Raw genomic sequence first — 15,182 nt, 5'->3', positions numbered from 1 at the left:
CCCTGAGCGAGACGGAGGCCGTCCTCTTGCGCTACCTCGCCCACCTGGCGGGGGAGCGGGGCCTGGCAGCCAACACACTGGCCTCCTACCGCCGTGACCTTCTGCGATACGTGGAGCACCTCAAGCACCACGGCCGCGTCACTTTCGCCGAGGTCGCCGAGGGCGACGTCGCCGCCTTCGTGGCGGCACTCAGGGAGGGCGACGGGGAGCATCAGGCCCTCGTCGCCGCCTCGGCGGCGCGGGCCGTCTCCGCGGTGCGCGGGCTGCACCGCTTCGCGCTGAGCCAGGGCCTCTGCCGCCATGACCCCGCCCGCGAGGTGCGCCCGCCACGCCAGCTCAGGCGGCTGCCCAGGGCGATCAGCGTCCGCGACGTGGAGCGACTGATCGCCGCCTCCGGGCCCGACGGCGCCCCTCTCACCCTGCGCAACCGGGCACTGCTCGAACTGCTGTACGGCACCGGCGCGCGTATCTCCGAGGCCGTCGGGCTCACCGTCGACGACGTCGAGTTGGGGGCGGAGGCCCAGCGGGTGCGGCTGCGGGGTAAGGGCGGGCGTACCCGGCTGGTGCCCCTGGGCGACTTCGCGGGGGAGGCGCTGGGCGCCTACCTCACCCGTGCCCGCCCCCGTATCGTCTCCCACGGCCGCGGCACCTCGGGGCTCTTTCTCAACGCCAGGGGTGGCCGGCTCACCCGGCAGGGGGCCTGGGAGGTCCTCCAGGGCGCTGCCGAGCGCGGCGGGCTCGAAGGGGTGTCGCCACATATGTTGCGACATTCGTTCGCAACCCACCTCCTTGACGGCGGTGTGGACGTTAGGGTGGTTCAGGAACTACTCGGCCACGCCTCGGTGACCACCACCCAGGTGTACACGCAGGTCACGGTCGACAGGCTCCGGGAGGTCTATGCCGTGGCGCATCCGCGCACGCGGGATTGACCTTCCTTATGTCCGGGCGTGCCGCCTTGCCGCATACGTGTTGACGCCATAGTGTCCGTCCGGACGGTCCGGTTAGAGGCCGTCAGGGAGGTTCGACTGGTGACTGTGACCACCGACGGTTCTATCCGGGGAGCGGCCCCGGCAAACCCCGAGAATCCCTGGGGCGACACCAAGACCGCCGGGACCCCTCGCAGTGGGGGAGTCCTCGGCCCGACCGGGCGTCCCCGCCCCGTTTTCCCCGACCCGCCCCCTCGCACCGTGCACGGACCAGCGAGGGTCGTCGCCATGGTCAACCAGAAGGGCGGCGTCGGCAAGACGACCACCACGATCAACCTGGGCGCCGCGCTGGCGGAGGCCGGGCTCAAGGTTCTGCTGGTCGACTTCGACCCGCAGGGCGCCCTCTCGGTCGGTCTCGGGATCAACCCCCTCCAGCTCGACCTGACGGTCTACAACCTCCTCATGGAGCGGCAGATCACGGCCAGGGACGTGCTGCTGGAGACCGGCGTCGAGGGCATGGACCTGCTGCCCAGCAACATCGACCTGTCGGCCGCCGAGGTCCAGCTCGTCACGGAGGTCGCCCGCGAGCAGGTGCTCGGCCGGGTCATCAAGCCCCTCCTGCCCGAGTACGACGTCTGCCTGATCGACTGCCAGCCCTCCCTGGGACTGCTCACGATCAACGCGCTGGCCTGCGCGCACGGCGTCATGGTGCCGCTGGAGTGCGAGTTCTTCGCGCTGCGCGGTGTCGCGCTGCTCATGGACACCATCATCAAGGTCCAGGAGCGCATCAACGACGAGCTGGTCATCGAGGGCCTGCTCGCCACCATGTACGACGCGCGCACCCTGCACGGCCGCGAGGTGCTGGCCCGGGTCGTCGAGGCGTTCGACGACAAGGTCTACCACACAGTGATCAACCGGACGGTTCGCTTCCCCGACGCGACCGTGGCCGGTGAGCCCATCACCAGCTTCGACTCCTCCTCACTCGGCGCCAGCGCGTACCGCGAGCTCGCCAGGGAAGTTCTTGCCAGGTGGGCCGCGCTGGAGCGATGATCCCACCTGCCGGTACGGGACAATGGAGGGATGACCGAGCAGCCGAAGACCGCCGATGACACCTTCAAGGTGCATCTGGAGGTCTTCGAAGGCCCTTTCGACCTCCTGCTCGGTCTGATCTCCAAGCACAAGCTGGACATCACCGAGGTCTCGCTCAGCCAGGTCACCGACGAGTTCATCTCCTATATCCGGGCCAGGGGCCCGGAGTGGGATCTGGACCAGACGAGCCATTTCCTGCTCGTCGCGGCGACCCTGCTCGACCTCAAGGCGGCCAGGCTGTTGCCCGCCGGCGAGGTGGACGACGAGGAGGACCTGGCCCTTCTGGAGGCCCGCGACCTGCTCTTCGCCCGCCTCCTGCAGTACCGGGCCTACAAGGAGGTCGTCAAGGTCTTCTCCGCCAGGATGGCCGAGGAGGCGCTGCGCTTCCCGCGTACCGTGCCGATGGAGGCCGAGTTCGCGGGCCTGCTGCCCGAGCTGATTCTCGGCATCGGCCCCGACCGCCTCGCTGAGATCGCCCGGCGGGCCTTCGCCCCCAAGGTGCCCCCGTCGGTTTCCGTGGCCCACATCTACCAACCACTCGCCAATGTCCGCGATCAGGCGGTTATCCTTGTCGAGCGGCTGCGGCGGTTACGCCGGGCGACCTTCCGGGCACTCACCTCCGACTGCGCCGGCACCTTCGAGATCGTCGCCCGTTTCCTGGCGGTCCTGGAGCTCTACCGGGAGGCGGCCGTCTCCTTCGAGCAGATCGAGCCTCTCGGGGAGTTGCACGTGACCTGGACCGGCAGTGACGACGGTGACGTCGCCGTGGCCGACGACTACGACGAGACCCCGAAGAGAGAACCAGCCGATGACTGACGTGGCATCCGAGCCTGACCTGCGCGCCGGGCTGGAGGCCATCCTGCTGGTGGTCGACGAGCCCGTCGCCGAGGTGACCCTCGCCCAGGTGCTGGAGCGGCCCGTCCACGAGGTCGGCAGGGTGCTCCGGGAACTCTCGGCGGAATACACCGAAGCCGGGCGGGGTTTCGACCTGAGAGAGGTCGCGGGCGGCTGGCGTTTCTACACGCGGGCCGAGTGCGCCTCACTCGTGGAGCGGTTCGTCCGCGACGGCCAGCAGACGCGTCTGACCCAGGCCGCGCTGGAGACCCTGGCCGTGGTCGCCTACCGGCAGCCGGTGAGCCGGGCCCGGGTGGCGGCCATCCGCGGTGTCAACAGCGACGGTGTCATGCGCACGCTGGTGACGAGGGGGCTGGTCGAGGAGGCCGGCACCGAACCGGAGAGCCAAGCCGTGCTCTACCGGACCAGTTCGTATTTTCTCGAGAGGATTGGCCTGCGGGGGCTCGACGAGCTTCCAGAACTGGCGCCTTTCCTGCCCGACGACATGGAATCCCTAGAGGAGCAGAAGCAGTGAACAACAGCCGTAGTACCCCGTCCGGTGATGGACGCGGTCAAGGCCGTGGCGGAGCCCCGCGCGGTGGCAATCCCCGTGGGGGCTCGCAGTCCGGTGGATTCCGGGGCGGTTCCTCCCGAGGCGGATCCTCGTCGGGCGGCTCCCGTGGTGGTTCGCAGGGCGGTTACCGTGCCGATGGTCCGCGTCGGGATGATCGCGGTGGTTTCCGCGCCGAGCGTGATGGCTCGCGCAGCTCGTCCGGCAGGTCCTCGGGTGGTTTCCGGTCCGACGGCCCGCGTCGTGACGACCGTGGTGGTTCGCAGGGCGGTTTCCGCGCGGACGGTCCGCGCCGGAATGATCGCGGTGGTTCGCAGGGCGGTTACCGTGCCGATGGCCCGCGCCGTGACGACCGTGGCGGTTTCCGCGCCGAGCGTGATGGTTCGCGTAGTTCGTACGGGAGCAGGCCCTCGGGTGGTTCGCAGGGCGGTTACCGTGCCGATGGTCCGCGTCGGGATGATCGCGGTGGTTTCCGTGCCGAGCGTGATGGTTCGCGCGGTTCGTACGGGAGCAGGCCCTCGGGTGGTTCGCAGGGCGGTTACCGTGCCGATGGTCCGCGCCGTGACGACCGTGGCGGTTTCCGTGCCGAGCGTGATGGTTCGCGTAGTGCGTACGGGAGCAGGCCTTCGGGTGGTTCGCAGGGCGGTTACCGTTCGGACGGTCCGCGCCGCGATGACCGTGGTGGTTTCCGTGCCGATGGTCCGCGTCGGGATGATCGCGGCGGCTCGTCGTTCGGCGGATCCCGCGACGGCTCGCGGAGCCGGTACGGCAGGTCCTCCGAGGGCTCCCAGGGCGGCTACCGCTCCGACGCTCCGCGCCGTGAGGACCGTGGCGGTCCGTCGTTCGGCGGGTCCCGCGACGGTTCGAGGAGCGATTTCCGGTCCGATGCCCCGCGTCGTGACGACCGTGGTGGTTCGCAGGGTGGTTTCCGCGCGGACCGGGACGGCTCGCGTGGCAGGCCCGGCGCAGACCGAGGGCGCGGCGGCGCGCCCGCCGGTGGTTCCCGTGCCCGCTTCGGCAGGACCGGCCGCCGGGACGACGTCCAGACGATCGGTGGCGACCGCGCCGGGGCGTACGGCGAGCGTCGTGCCCCCGCCGGCCGCGCTCCGGAGGCGAAGGCCCCGCTGCGGCCCGGCACGATCGCGAACGACCGGTTCAAGACCGCCCGCCAGCCCAAGCGTGACTCCGACTTCTACGACCGTGACTACGTCGACGAGCGCGACACCACCGAGGTCCCTGACGGCGTCCGGCTGCAGAAGGTCCTCGCCCAGGCGGGCGTCGCCAGCCGCCGGGCCTGCGAGGACATGATCGGCGACGGCAGGGTGACCGTCGACGGCCAGGTGGTCCGCCGCTTCGGCGCCCGGGTCGACCCCGCCAAGCAGGTCATCCACGTCGACGGCAAGCGTCTGCCGACGATGCCCGACCTGGTCTACTTCGCGATCAACAAGCCGATCGGCGTCGTCAGCACCATGTCCGACCCGGACGGCCGCCCCTCGCTGGCCGACTTCGTGGCCGACCGCACCGAGCGCCTGTTCCACGTGGGCCGTCTCGACACCGAGACCGAGGGCCTGATCCTGCTCACCAACGACGGCGAGCTGGCCAACAGGCTCACCCACCCGAGCTACGGCGTGCAGAAGAAGTACTGGGCCAAGGTCCCCGGCCGGATCGAGCGTGATCTCGGTCGCCGGCTGAAGAAGGGCATCGAGCTGGAGGACGGCCTGGCCAAGGCCGACTCCTTCACCCTGGTCCAGGAGCACGGCCAGCAGGCCCTGGTCGAGATCGTCCTGCACGAGGGCCGCAAGCACATCGTCCGCCGCATGCTGGAGGAGGTCGGGCACCCGGTCATCGACCTGGCCCGTATCGAGTTCGGCCCGGTCAAGCTCGGCCGCCTCAAGCCGGGCACCCTCCGCGCGCTGACCCTCGCGGAGGTCGGGGAACTCTACGCCGCGGTCGGGTTGTAGCCTTCCCTGACACGCACGTTCAGGACGCGCCGGATCACCCCCTCGGGGGTGGTCCGGCGCGGGTGGATATGGAGGAACGACGATGGTGCGGGCGATCCGCGGTGCGATTCAGGTCGAGGCGAACGACCGGGACGCGATCCTGTCCGGAGTCACCGAACTGGTCACAGAGGTGATGGGACGCAACCGGCTCACCACCGAGGACGTGATCAGTGTGATCTTCACGGCCACGCCCGATCTCACCGCCGAGTTTCCCGCCTTGGCCGCCCGCAAGCTCGGTTTCCACGACGTCCCGTTGATCTGCGCTTCCGAGATCGACGTGCCGGGCGCCCTGCCCCGTGTGGTGCGGCTGATGGCCCATGTCGAGGTCGACCGGCCCCGCCAGGAGGTCCAGCACGTCTACCTGCGCGGCGCGGTCGCACTTCGGGTGGACATCGCGCAATGAGTCCTTTAGGCATCATGATCTCGGGGGAGTGGGTGTGAGCGGTCTGGAGAGCGTCCTGGTCGTCGGTACGGGGCTGATCGGCACCTCGATCGCCCTGGCGCTGCGCGAGCAGGGCGTCGCCGTCCACCTGGCCGACCGGGACGAGGGCTCCCTGCGGCTGGCACGCGAGCTGGGCGCCGGAGTGGAGTGGGCCGAGGGCGTGCGGGTGGACGTCGCGGTCATCGCGGTCCCGCCCCATGCGGTCGCGGGGCGGCTCGCCGCCCTCCAGAAGGCCGGCGTGGCCCGTTTCTACACGGACGTGGCCAGCGTCAAGGCCCTTCCGCTCCGGGAGGCCGCGAGCCTCGGCTGCGACCTGACGAGCTACGTCGCCGGGCACCCGCTCGCCGGCCGTGAGCGCTCCGGGCCCGCCGCGGCGCGGGCCGACATCTTCCTCGGGCGCCCGTGGGCGCTCTGCCCGACCGAGGAGACCTCGCCCGACGCGGTGGAGGCCATGTACGGCCTCGTCAAGCTCTGCGGCGGCGAGGCGGTCAGGGTCGGCGCCGAGGAGCACGACAGGGCCGTCGCGGTCGTCTCGCACGCCCCCCACGTGACCGCCTCCGCGGTGGCCGCCCGTCTCGCGGACGCGCCGGCCACCGCGCTCGGCCTGGCCGGGCCGGGGGTGCGCGACGTCACCCGCATCGCGGCGGGCGACCCGAGGCTGTGGACCGGGATCCTGTCGGGCAACGCGCTGCCGGTGGCCGAGGTGCTGGAGGCGGTGGCGGCCGACCTGGCCGCCGCGGCCGCCGCGCTCAGGGAGGCCGCCGATCCCGAGGCCATGGCCCGCGTCACCGAACTGCTGTACCGGGGCGTCACGGGCACCGGCAGGATCCCCGGTAAGCACGGAGGTCCCGCACGCGCCTACGCGACGGTCCAGGTCATCATCGGTGACCGCCCCGGCGAGCTGGCCCGGCTGTTCCAGGTGGCCAAGGAGGCGGGCGTCAACATCGAGGACGTCCGGCTTGAGCACGCCCCCGGCCTGCCGCTGGGCGCCGCCGATCTCTCGGTGCAGCCGGAGGCGGTGCCGAGGCTGTCCGAGGCCCTGCGCGCGCACGGCTGGCACCTGCCGTAGGCGCGCCTGCCACACTCCGTGCCCGGACCGTCATGATCGTCTGGGACGGTCCGCCGCAGGGTCCACCCCCCGCGGCGGCCCGTTCGCTCGATGCGCGGTTCCTGCCCGGCTCCCGGTAGCCTCGTACGGACAACTGAAGCGGGCTGCAAGGGAGAAGGCGTCGTGACCGGACTGGTCGTCGCCATGGACGGTCCTTCGGGATCGGGCAAGTCGAGCGCGTCACGAGGGGTGGCGCGGGCGCTGGGGCTGCGTTATCTCGATACCGGGGCGATGTACCGGGCGATCACCTGGTGGATGCTCCAGCGAGGCGTCGACCTCGCCGACCCCGAGGCGATCGCGGCCGGGGCGATCGACCCGATCCTCACCCTGGGCACCGACCCCGACGCCCCCACGGTGGCGGTCGACGGCGTCGACGCCGCCGGGCCGATCCGCACCGCCGAGGTCACCGCGGCCGTCTCGGCGGTCAGCGCGGTGCCCGAGGTACGGCGCCGCCTGGTGGCCGAGCAGCGCGAGATCATCGGTTCCGGCGGCATCGTCGTCGAGGGCCGTGACATCGGCACGGTCGTGGCGCCCGACGCGGTGGTCAAGATCTACCTGACCGCGAGCGCGGACGCCAGGGCGCTGCGTCGTACGGCGGAGCTCACCGGCACCACGGTGGAGGCACAGCGGGCCGCGATGGCCCGCCGGGACACCCTTGACTCGACCAGGAAGGCAGACCCGCTGGCGAAGGCGGCCGACGCCGTCGAGCTCGACACCACGGCGCTGAACCTCGAAGAGGTCATCGCCGAAATACTGCGTGTGATTAAGGAAAAGGCGTGACCGGGGAATACGACGACGACAACGGCTGGATCGACGCGGAGCTCGCCGATTCAGGGACCGATTACAGCTCTCAGGAGGCGGGGCCGGACACCGCCCCGCAGCCGGTCGTGGCCGTGGTGGGCCGCCCCAACGTGGGCAAGTCCACACTGGTCAACCGGATCATCGGCCGCCGCGAGGCGGTCGTGGAGGACGTGCCGGGGGTGACCCGCGACCGGGTCACCTACGACGCCACCTGGCGCGGGCGCCGGTTCACGGTGGTCGACACCGGCGGGTGGGACCCCGACGCGACCGGGATGGCGCTGAAGATCGCCGAGCAGGCCCAGGTGGCGGCCGAGCTGGCCGATGTGATCCTGTTCGTGGTCGACGCCGTGGTGGGCGTGACCGACGCGGACGAGATCGTCGGCCATGTGCTGCGTGGGTCGGGCAAGCCGGTCATCCTCGCCGCCAACAAGGTCGACAACCAGCAGATGGAGCTGGAGGCGGCCGGGCTCTGGTCTCTCGGCCTGGGTGAGCCGCAGCCGGTCTCCGCGCTGCACGGCCGCTCCAGCGGTGACCTGCTGGACGTGATCCTCGAAAAGCTGCCGGACACGCCCGAGCAGCGGTTCGGCGCCGAGCGCGGGCCGCGCCGGGTCGCCCTGGTCGGCAAGCCCAACGTGGGCAAGTCCTCGCTGCTGAACCAGCTCGCCGGCCAGGAGCGGGTGCTCGTCGACCCGATGGCGGGCACCACCCGCGACCCGGTGGACGAACTGGTCGAACTCGGCGGCAAGACCTGGCGCTTCGTCGACACCGCCGGCATCCGGCGGCGTGACCGCGAGCTCAAGGGCGCCGACTTCTACGCGAGCATGCGTACCAGGGCCGCGCTGGAGCGCTCGGAGATCGCGGTGGTGCTCATCGACGCCAGCGAGGTGCTGACCGAGCAGGACCTGCGGATCATCTCGCTGGTGATCGAGTCCGGCCGGTGCATGGTCGTGGCGTTCAACAAGTGGGACCTGCTGGACGAGGACCGCCGCTACTACCTGGAAAAGGAGATCGACCGCCAGCTCGTCCGCGTGCCGTGGGCACTGCGGGCCAACATCTCCGCCAAGACCGGCTGGCACGTCGACCGGCTCGTCCCGGCGATCGAGAAGGCGCTCGACTCCTGGTCGACCCGGGTGCCCACCGCCCGCCTCAACGCCTTCCTGACCGACCTGGTCGCGGCCACCCCGCCGCCGGTCCGCAGCGGCAAGCAGCCCAAGATCCTCTTCGCCACCCAGGCGTCGACGGAGCCGCCGAAGTTCGTGCTGTTCACCTCGGGCTTCCTGGAGGAGACCTACCGCCGCTTCATCGAGCGCCGGATCCGCGAGGAGTTCGGCTTCGCCGGATCGCCCATCGAGGTCACCATGAAGATCCGCGAGAAGCGGCAGGGGCAGGGGCAGGGGCAGAAGAAGAAGTAAGGGACCCCATCACGAACGGCCCGGCCCGCGCCGGGCCGTTCGTTGTTTCCGGGCCCTGCCGGGAGGCCTTTTCCCACCCGGCACTCGCCGAGCCTCGCCCCCACCCTGTTTTCGCTCTTGAACCGGAAGCTGTTCCGCGCTCGTGGACAGACTCCCGACGCCTCTGCCGGCCGTCGCGTGTCGTCCGGAGACGCCTGCCCCGCCATCGCCGGCGAGACGCCGCCGGGGGCGACACGAGTTGATTGCTCAGCGTAGTTGGTCGCTACGTTGGGTGATTCGTGTTATCAAGGGTTTGTTGATCTTTAAGGAGTATCTCGGGAGGTTCGATGGGACTCGTTGGCGCCGGTCAGGTCCTGGTTCTGGCCGCGACCCTGCTTGCCGTCCCGATCGGCGGAGCGTCGGAGGCGGATGTCGTGGCCGCCGGTGCGGCGGAGCGGGGTGGAGGCAGGTTCACGGCCAACCTGGTGGCCCGGCACAGCGGCAAGTGCCTGGATGTGCAGAACGGCGAGATGGAGGACGGGGCCAATGTCCAGCAGTGGACCTGTGGCGACAAGGGAAACCAGGAGTGGAGTCTGACGGCGACAGGTGGTGGCTACTACACCCTTAAGGCCACGCACAGTGGTAAGTGCCTGGACGTGTTGGGCGGCAGCGTGAGCATCGGGGCCGGCATCCGGCAGTGGACCTGCCTGGTCGGGGCCCGCAACCAGGAGTGGGGGCTCAGTCAGAGGAGCGACGGTTACTTCGTCCTGGTGGCCCGGCACAGTGGCAAGTGTCTGCAGGTGATGGACAGTGACATACGTGACGGCGCTCGCGTCCGGCAGTGGACCTGCGTCAGGGGACGGGCGAGCCAGGAGTGGCGGCTGGCGTGAGTCGACGGCGTGGACTCGCCTGGGCTTGAGGGTTCCAGGGGTGCGACACGAGTTGACTACCTGACATAGCCGACCACCACGGTGGGTGATTCGTGTTATCGAGGGTTTGTTGATCTTTAGGGAGTGTCTCGGGAGGTTCGATGGGGCTCGTTGGCGCCGGTCAGGTCCTGGCTCTCGCTGTATCCCTGCTTGTCGCCCCGATCGGCGGCGTGTCGGAGGCGGATGTCGTGGCCGTCGGTGCGCCGGGGCGGGCCGGGGATGTGCTCACGGCCCCCCTGGTGGCCCGGCACAGTGGCAAGTGTCTGGATGTGGCGGCCGACGGGAAGGGGGGCGGAGTCAGTGTCCAGCAGTGGACCTGCGACGGGAGGAAAAGTCAGGAGTGGAGCCTGAAGAAGACGGACAACGGCTACTACACCGTTCGGGCCACGCACGGCGGCCAGTGCCTGGACGTGGTGAACGGTGACAGGCGCAGTGGGGCCCACGTCCAGCAGTGGACCTGCATGCCCGGAGCCCGCAACCAGGAGTGGTGGCTCGGTCGGAGGAGCGACGGTTACTTCGTGCTGGTGGCCCGGCACAGTGGCAAGTGCCTGGACGTGCAGGGCGCTGGAACGGAGAACGGGGTCGGCGTTCGGCAGTGGGCCTGTGTCAGGGGGCGGGTGAGCCAGGAGTGGCGGCTTGCCTGAGTGGGGTTTCCGCCGGTGGTGATGGTCGGTCGTTCGGGGGCGCGACACGGTATTGATTACTTGATGTAGCTGTTCGCTACGTTGGGTGATTCGTGTTATCAAGGGTTTGTTGATCTTTAGGGAGTGCCTCGGGGAGGCTCGATGAGACTTTTTCACGCCGGCCAGGTGTTCGTTCTGGCGGCGGCCCTGCTCGCGGCCCCGTCGGCCGCGCGGGCGTCGGCCGGCGGGGCCGCCGGTGTGCGAGAGGGGCTCCGGGCCAAGTTCACCGCGATCCTGGTGGCCCGGCACAGTGGCAAGTGCCTGGATGTGCTGCATTCCGCGATGGCGGACGGAGCCGACGTCCAGCAGCGGACCTGTGATGGTGGCGCCAATCAGGAGTGGAACCTGACGACCACCAATGCTGGTTACTACACCATTCAGGCCATGCACAGTGGTAAGTGCCTGCATGTGATGGACGGTGACCTGCGCAGCGGGGCCAACATCCGGCAGTGGACCTGCGTGAGCGGGCGCTACAGCGAGGAGTGGCGGCTCAGTCAGCGGGCCAACGGTTACTTCGTGCTGGTGGCCCGGCACAGTGGCAAGTGCCTGGACATGCAGGGGGGCGGGACGGGGGATGGGACCAATGCCCTGCAGTGGACCTGTGTCAGGGGGCGGGCGAGCCAGGAGTGGCGGCTTGCCTGAGTGGGGTTTCCGCCGGTGGTGATGGTCGGTCGTTCGGGGGCGCGACACGGTATTGATTACTTGATGTAGCTGTTCGCTACGTTGGGTGATTCGTGTTATCAAGGGTTTGTTGATCTTTAGGGAGTGCCTCGGGGAGGCTCGATGAGACTTTTTCACGCCGGCCAGGTGTTCGTTCTGGCGGCGGCCCTGCTCGCGGCCCCGTCGGCCGCGCGGGCGTCGGCCGGCGGGGCCGCCGGTGTGCGAGAGGGGCTCCGGGCCAAGTTCACCGCGATCCTGGTGACCCGGCACAGCGACAAGTGCCTGGACGTGTTCACCCTGAGTGATGAGCTGAAGTTGGGGACCGATGTCCAGCAGTGGCCCTGCAGCGTCGACCATGAGGGCCAGGTGTGGAACCTGACGGCGACCAGTGACGGTTACTACAACTTCAGGGACGTGAGCAGCGGCCTGTGCATGGAGGTGGTGCCGATCGACAGGCACAGTGGCGCCGGCCTCCAGTTGTGGACCTGCATCCCCGGACATGGCAACCAGGAGTGGAAGCTCGCCCAGAGGGACAACGGTTACTTCGCGGTCGTGGTCCGGCACACCGGTATGTGCCTGGAGGTGCAGAACGGTCTGATCCTGGACGGGGCCAACGTCAAGCAGGTGGGGTGTGTCAGGGGGCGGAAGAACCAGGAGTGGCGGCTCGCCTGAGGCGCCCCACCTGGTCGCAGGTCAGGCGTTGGCCGGGGTGTCGAGCAGCCGGGAAAGGGGGAACTCGCCGTCGTGGGTCGCTCCGTCGAGGGTGCGGCGGACGGTGGAGGTGTCGTTGTCCTCCACGGTGATGTGTTCGCCGTCGAAGCCGATGAGCAGGCGGTCCGCGAGGAGGGTGGGGGAGTTCGGTTTCCGGGGGGGGGGTGAGATTGCCTGCTTGGACCTGGTCGAGGAGGGTGGGCCAGGCCTTCGGGGTGATGGCGATGGCGGGGCCTTGGGGGGAGGGGTTGTTGGAGTTGTGTAGCCAGATGGTGGTGCCGTCGAAACGGGCTTCGACGTAGTTGCTCTGGGCGCCGCTGCGCGTGCTCTTACGCCAGATTCCGCAGGAATGCCGATCGCCTGAGCGTCCTTCCTGGATAAATCACGCTAATTAGAGCGTAACGGCTATTTCCCTGAGAAAGGAATCTGATTTGTCAGGGCTCAGAGCAGGGTCGCAGAGGTGATCGAAAGCCCGGAGATACCGCTCGACGCTGTGTTCGTCTTCGATGTAGGCGTTGGTGTTCATCGTCTCGACATGCGCGATGTCCAAGCTGGGAAGACGCAGGATGGTGAAGGCGCCTGACATTCCAGGATGAGGTCGGCCGGTGAACGGAAGAATCTGCAGTGTGACGTCGGACCGCGCCGCGCACTCGATCTGATCACGGAAGATCTCGGGGCCGCCGATGGGGTGGCGGAGGGCGGCTGGGATCTCGCCCTGGTCGACACGCCGGCGGTCCGCCGGGGTTTCCACCGATCGCCCGGGAGCACGAGGCTCTGGTTCCAGCTCGCCAAGCCCGCTCCCGGTCAGCCAGGAGACGGCTGAATCACTCGGGGTCGTTCCCGGAGGCGTCAAACGTTCACGGCCGTGGTCCCGGTGTTCGGCCGCCGTCGGCCTGGTGTTCAACGTGGTCGTGAACAATGCACGACTCGGTACACCCCCCGGATGGAAGGCCACGATGAACACTTCGCACGATGACACCGGCGGATCCGGCGGACGGCCGGCACACGCGCTGGGCGAGGTCATCGGGGTCTTCCTGAAACTCGGAGTGATCGGATTCGGCGGCCCGGCCGCGCACACCGCGATGATGCGTGACGAACTGGTGCGCCGGCGCGGCTGGGTCTCCGATGAGCGCTTCGTCGACCTGATAGGCGCCGTCAACCTCATCCCCGGCCCCAACTCCACCGAGCTGGCCATCCACCTGGGCTATGACCGGGCTCGCTGGAAGGGGCTGATCGCCGCCGGGGTGTGCTTCATCCTGCCCGCCTTCGCCATCGTCCTCGCCCTGGCCTGGTCCTATGTCCGCTACGGCCGGACCCCTGCCGTCGAGGGGTTGCTGTACGGGATCAAACCGGTGGTGGTGGCCATCGTGGTGTGGGCCCTGGCCGGACTGCTCAGGACCGCGATCAAGGGCCGGCTGACCGCGCTCGTCGCCACGGTGGCACTGGCGCTGTACCTGCTCGGCGTCAACGAGCTGCTCGTGCTGGCCGCCGGCGGGCTGGTGGTGATGGCGGCCGGCACCAGGCACCTCTGGCTACCGAGTCGCGGTTCTCCAGGTCTGGTGCTGGTGCCGCTGCTGGTCGGGCCGCGCTTTCCCGACCCCACCGGCGGCCGGCTCACCGAGCTGTTCCTGACGTTCCTGAGGATCGGCTCGGTGCTGTACGGCAGCGGCTACGTCCTGCTGGCCTTCCTGGAGGGCGACTTCGTACGGCGGCTCGGCTGGATCACCCGCGACCAGTTGCTGGACGCGATCTCCATCGGCCAGCTCACCCCCGGGCCGGTGTTCACCACCGCCACCTTCATCGGCTACGTCATCGCCGCCCTGCCGGGGGCGGTGCTGGCCACCGTCGCCATCTTCACCCCGTCGTTCGTGCTGGTCGGCCTGCTGACCCGGCTCGTCGACCGGATCCGCGGCCGGGCCTGGTCATCGGCGTTCCTGGACGGTGTCAACGCCACCGCGCTGGCCCTGATGGCCGGTGTCACCCTGCAACTGGCCGGTGACGCGTTCGTCGACCCGCTCACCGTGGCACTGGCCGTGCTCGCGCTGCTGCTGCAGTGGCGCACCAGGCTCAACACCGCCTGGTTCATCGCCGCGGCCGCCGCCATCGGGCTGGCCCGCACGCTGCTCGTCGGTTGACCGGCAGGCGTCGCCGGGGCGGCCCCCCGTGCCGAATCTCGAAACGGTACGGGCAGACTCTGTCGGGTGAAGCGAATCCTCATCATCGGCATCGGTGCCGGTGATCCCGACCATCTCACCCTCCAGGCGGTCAAGGCCATCGCCCGTACCGACGTGTTCTTCGTCCTGGATAAGGGCGAGGTCAAACACGACCTCGTCCAGCTGCGGCACGACCTCGTCGACGCGCACGCCCGCCCGCCGTACCGGATCGTCGAGGCCGGCGATCCCGAACGTGACCGGACCACTCCCGACTACGCACCCGCGGTCGAGGACTGGCGCTCGCGCCGCGCCGACATCTGCGAGCGGTTCATCCGTGACGAGCTCGCCGAGGGGCAGACGGGTGCCTTCCTGGTGTGGGGCGATCCGGGCCTGTACGACAGCACCCTGGCCATCGTCGAGGAGATTCACCAGCGGGGCTCGGTCCGGTTCGAGCACGAGGTGATTCCCGGTGTCAGCAGCGTGTCCGCACTCACCGCCCGGCATCGGGTCAGCCTGACCCGGGTCGCCCGGCCGGTGCACATCACCACCGGCCGGCGTCTCGCCGAGGAGGGGCCCTCGGCCGACGACGTCGTCGTCATGCTGGACGCCCACTGCGCCTTCGCCGATCTGGGCGCCGATCTGGGCGCCGACTTCGACATCTACTGGGGCGCCTACCTCGGCACTCCCGACGAGATCCTGGTCGCCGGACCCGTGCCCGAGGTCGCCGACCGCATCCGCGAGCTGCGTGCCGAGGCACGGGCACGCAAGGGCTGGATCATGGACACTTACCTGCTCCGCAGGGTGTCTCGCTGAGCACCTGTCGCGGGGGGCGGCGGGGGGCGCCCCGCGGGCGGCCGGGAGCCCCCCCCCCGGGGGACCCCCGC

Annotated in this window: 16 protein-coding genes and 1 pseudogene; 15 read left to right on the top strand and 2 right to left on the bottom strand. The window is 69.6% G+C overall.

Annotation, left to right across the window (positions count from 1 at the left end):
- The first annotated feature begins 2 nt into the window (after positions 1-2).
- From ABT130_RS38080 to ABT130_RS38020, 13 genes are all read left to right on the top strand, one after another.
- On the top strand, positions 3-929 hold the full coding sequence (locus ABT130_RS38080) for a tyrosine recombinase (RefSeq protein ID WP_350964044.1): 927 nt from the start codon (positions 3-5) through the stop codon (positions 927-929).
- A 99-nt stretch (positions 930-1,028) separates the two neighbouring features.
- The gene (locus ABT130_RS38075; protein WP_326638505.1) at positions 1,029-1,976 is read left to right on the top strand and encodes a ParA family protein; all 948 of its coding nucleotides are present in this window, start codon (positions 1,029-1,031) and stop codon (positions 1,974-1,976) included.
- 30 nt (positions 1,977-2,006) lie between these two features.
- Positions 2,007-2,831, top strand: a complete 825-nt coding sequence (locus ABT130_RS38070) for a segregation and condensation protein A (protein WP_350964019.1) — start codon at positions 2,007-2,009, stop codon at positions 2,829-2,831.
- Complete coding sequence (gene scpB / locus ABT130_RS38065) at positions 2,824-3,384, top strand: SMC-Scp complex subunit ScpB (RefSeq protein WP_350922628.1); 561 nt, start codon at positions 2,824-2,826, stop codon at positions 3,382-3,384. Before ABT130_RS38070 ends, scpB begins: the two co-directional genes overlap by 8 nt.
- The gene (locus tag ABT130_RS38060; RefSeq protein WP_350964017.1) at positions 3,381-5,381 is read left to right on the top strand and encodes a pseudouridine synthase; all 2,001 of its coding nucleotides are present in this window, start codon (positions 3,381-3,383) and stop codon (positions 5,379-5,381) included. The genes scpB and ABT130_RS38060 overlap by 4 nt, the downstream gene beginning before the upstream one ends.
- 82 nt (positions 5,382-5,463) lie before the next feature.
- Positions 5,464-5,823, top strand: coding sequence for a chorismate mutase (aroH, locus tag ABT130_RS38055; protein ID WP_030919183.1), 360 nt, complete (start codon positions 5,464-5,466; stop codon positions 5,821-5,823).
- A 34-nt stretch (positions 5,824-5,857) separates the two neighbouring features.
- The gene (locus ABT130_RS38050) at positions 5,858-6,931 is read left to right on the top strand and encodes a prephenate dehydrogenase (protein ID WP_350964014.1); all 1,074 of its coding nucleotides are present in this window, start codon (positions 5,858-5,860) and stop codon (positions 6,929-6,931) included.
- Between the two features lie 162 nt (positions 6,932-7,093).
- Positions 7,094-7,750 carry a (d)CMP kinase gene (cmk, locus tag ABT130_RS38045; RefSeq protein ID WP_350922621.1) on the top strand — a complete coding sequence of 219 codons (657 nt, stop codon included), beginning with the start codon at positions 7,094-7,096 and terminating at the stop codon, positions 7,748-7,750.
- Positions 7,747-9,183, top strand: a complete 1,437-nt coding sequence (gene der, locus ABT130_RS38040; RefSeq protein WP_350964012.1) for a ribosome biogenesis GTPase Der — start codon at positions 7,747-7,749, stop codon at positions 9,181-9,183. The genes cmk and der overlap by 4 nt, the downstream gene beginning before the upstream one ends.
- A gap of 326 nt (positions 9,184-9,509) precedes the next feature.
- Complete coding sequence (locus ABT130_RS38035; RefSeq protein ID WP_350964010.1) at positions 9,510-10,052, top strand: RICIN domain-containing protein; 543 nt, start codon at positions 9,510-9,512, stop codon at positions 10,050-10,052.
- Between the two features lie 140 nt (positions 10,053-10,192).
- The gene (locus tag ABT130_RS38030) at positions 10,193-10,735 is read left to right on the top strand and encodes an RICIN domain-containing protein (protein WP_350964008.1); all 543 of its coding nucleotides are present in this window, start codon (positions 10,193-10,195) and stop codon (positions 10,733-10,735) included.
- 141 nt (positions 10,736-10,876) lie between these two features.
- Positions 10,877-11,416: an RICIN domain-containing protein gene (locus tag ABT130_RS38025; protein WP_350964005.1), complete on the top strand. Its 540-nt coding sequence runs from the start codon at positions 10,877-10,879 to the stop codon at positions 11,414-11,416.
- Positions 11,417-11,557: 141 nt separating this feature from the next.
- Positions 11,558-12,106, top strand: coding sequence for an RICIN domain-containing protein (locus ABT130_RS38020; protein WP_350964003.1), 549 nt, complete (start codon positions 11,558-11,560; stop codon positions 12,104-12,106).
- Between the two features lie 232 nt (positions 12,107-12,338).
- On the opposite strand, the pseudogene ABT130_RS38015 reads toward ABT130_RS38020, so the two are convergent.
- A pseudogene (locus ABT130_RS38015) lies at positions 12,339-12,485 on the bottom strand (DUF397 domain-containing protein); the annotation flags it as partial.
- A 51-nt stretch (positions 12,486-12,536) separates the two neighbouring features.
- Complete coding sequence (locus ABT130_RS38010) at positions 12,537-13,109, bottom strand: DUF5753 domain-containing protein (RefSeq protein ID WP_350964000.1); 573 nt, start codon at positions 13,107-13,109, stop codon at positions 12,537-12,539.
- Here ABT130_RS38010 and chrA point away from each other — a divergent pair.
- Together chrA and cobF are read left to right on the top strand one after the other, a co-directional pair.
- On the top strand, positions 13,102-14,280 hold the full coding sequence (chrA, locus tag ABT130_RS38005) for a chromate efflux transporter (RefSeq protein WP_350963997.1): 1,179 nt from the start codon (positions 13,102-13,104) through the stop codon (positions 14,278-14,280). The two genes, ABT130_RS38010 and chrA, sit on opposite strands and share 8 nt — an antisense overlap.
- A 66-nt stretch (positions 14,281-14,346) precedes the next feature.
- Entirely contained in the window at positions 14,347-15,111 is a 765-nt protein-coding gene (gene cobF / locus ABT130_RS38000; protein ID WP_350922603.1) for a precorrin-6A synthase (deacetylating), read from the top strand.
- The last annotated feature ends 71 nt before the right edge of the window (positions 15,112-15,182 follow it).

The sequence above is a fragment of the Streptosporangium sp. NPDC001681 genome, from assembly GCF_040298085.1.
Taxonomy (GTDB): Bacteria; Actinomycetota; Actinomycetes; order Streptosporangiales; family Streptosporangiaceae; genus Streptosporangium.
This window is presented reverse-complemented; position numbering and strand designations above follow the sequence as displayed.

Coding starts and splice junctions, on each gene's coding strand:
- ABT130_RS38030 (WP_350964008.1), top strand. CDS start 10,193: ATGGGGCTCGTTGGCGCCGGTCAGGTCCTGGCTCTCGCTGTATCCCTG.
- ABT130_RS38020 (WP_350964003.1), top strand. CDS start 11,558: ATGAGACTTTTTCACGCCGGCCAGGTGTTCGTTCTGGCGGCGGCCCTG.
- ABT130_RS38070 (WP_350964019.1), top strand. CDS start 2,007: ATGACCGAGCAGCCGAAGACCGCCGATGACACCTTCAAGGTGCATCTG.
- ABT130_RS38025 (WP_350964005.1), top strand. CDS start 10,877: ATGAGACTTTTTCACGCCGGCCAGGTGTTCGTTCTGGCGGCGGCCCTG.
- aroH (WP_030919183.1), top strand. CDS start 5,464: ATGGTGCGGGCGATCCGCGGTGCGATTCAGGTCGAGGCGAACGACCGG.
- scpB (WP_350922628.1), top strand. CDS start 2,824: ATGACTGACGTGGCATCCGAGCCTGACCTGCGCGCCGGGCTGGAGGCC.
- ABT130_RS38035 (WP_350964010.1), top strand. CDS start 9,510: ATGGGACTCGTTGGCGCCGGTCAGGTCCTGGTTCTGGCCGCGACCCTG.
- chrA (WP_350963997.1), top strand. CDS start 13,102: ATGAACACTTCGCACGATGACACCGGCGGATCCGGCGGACGGCCGGCA.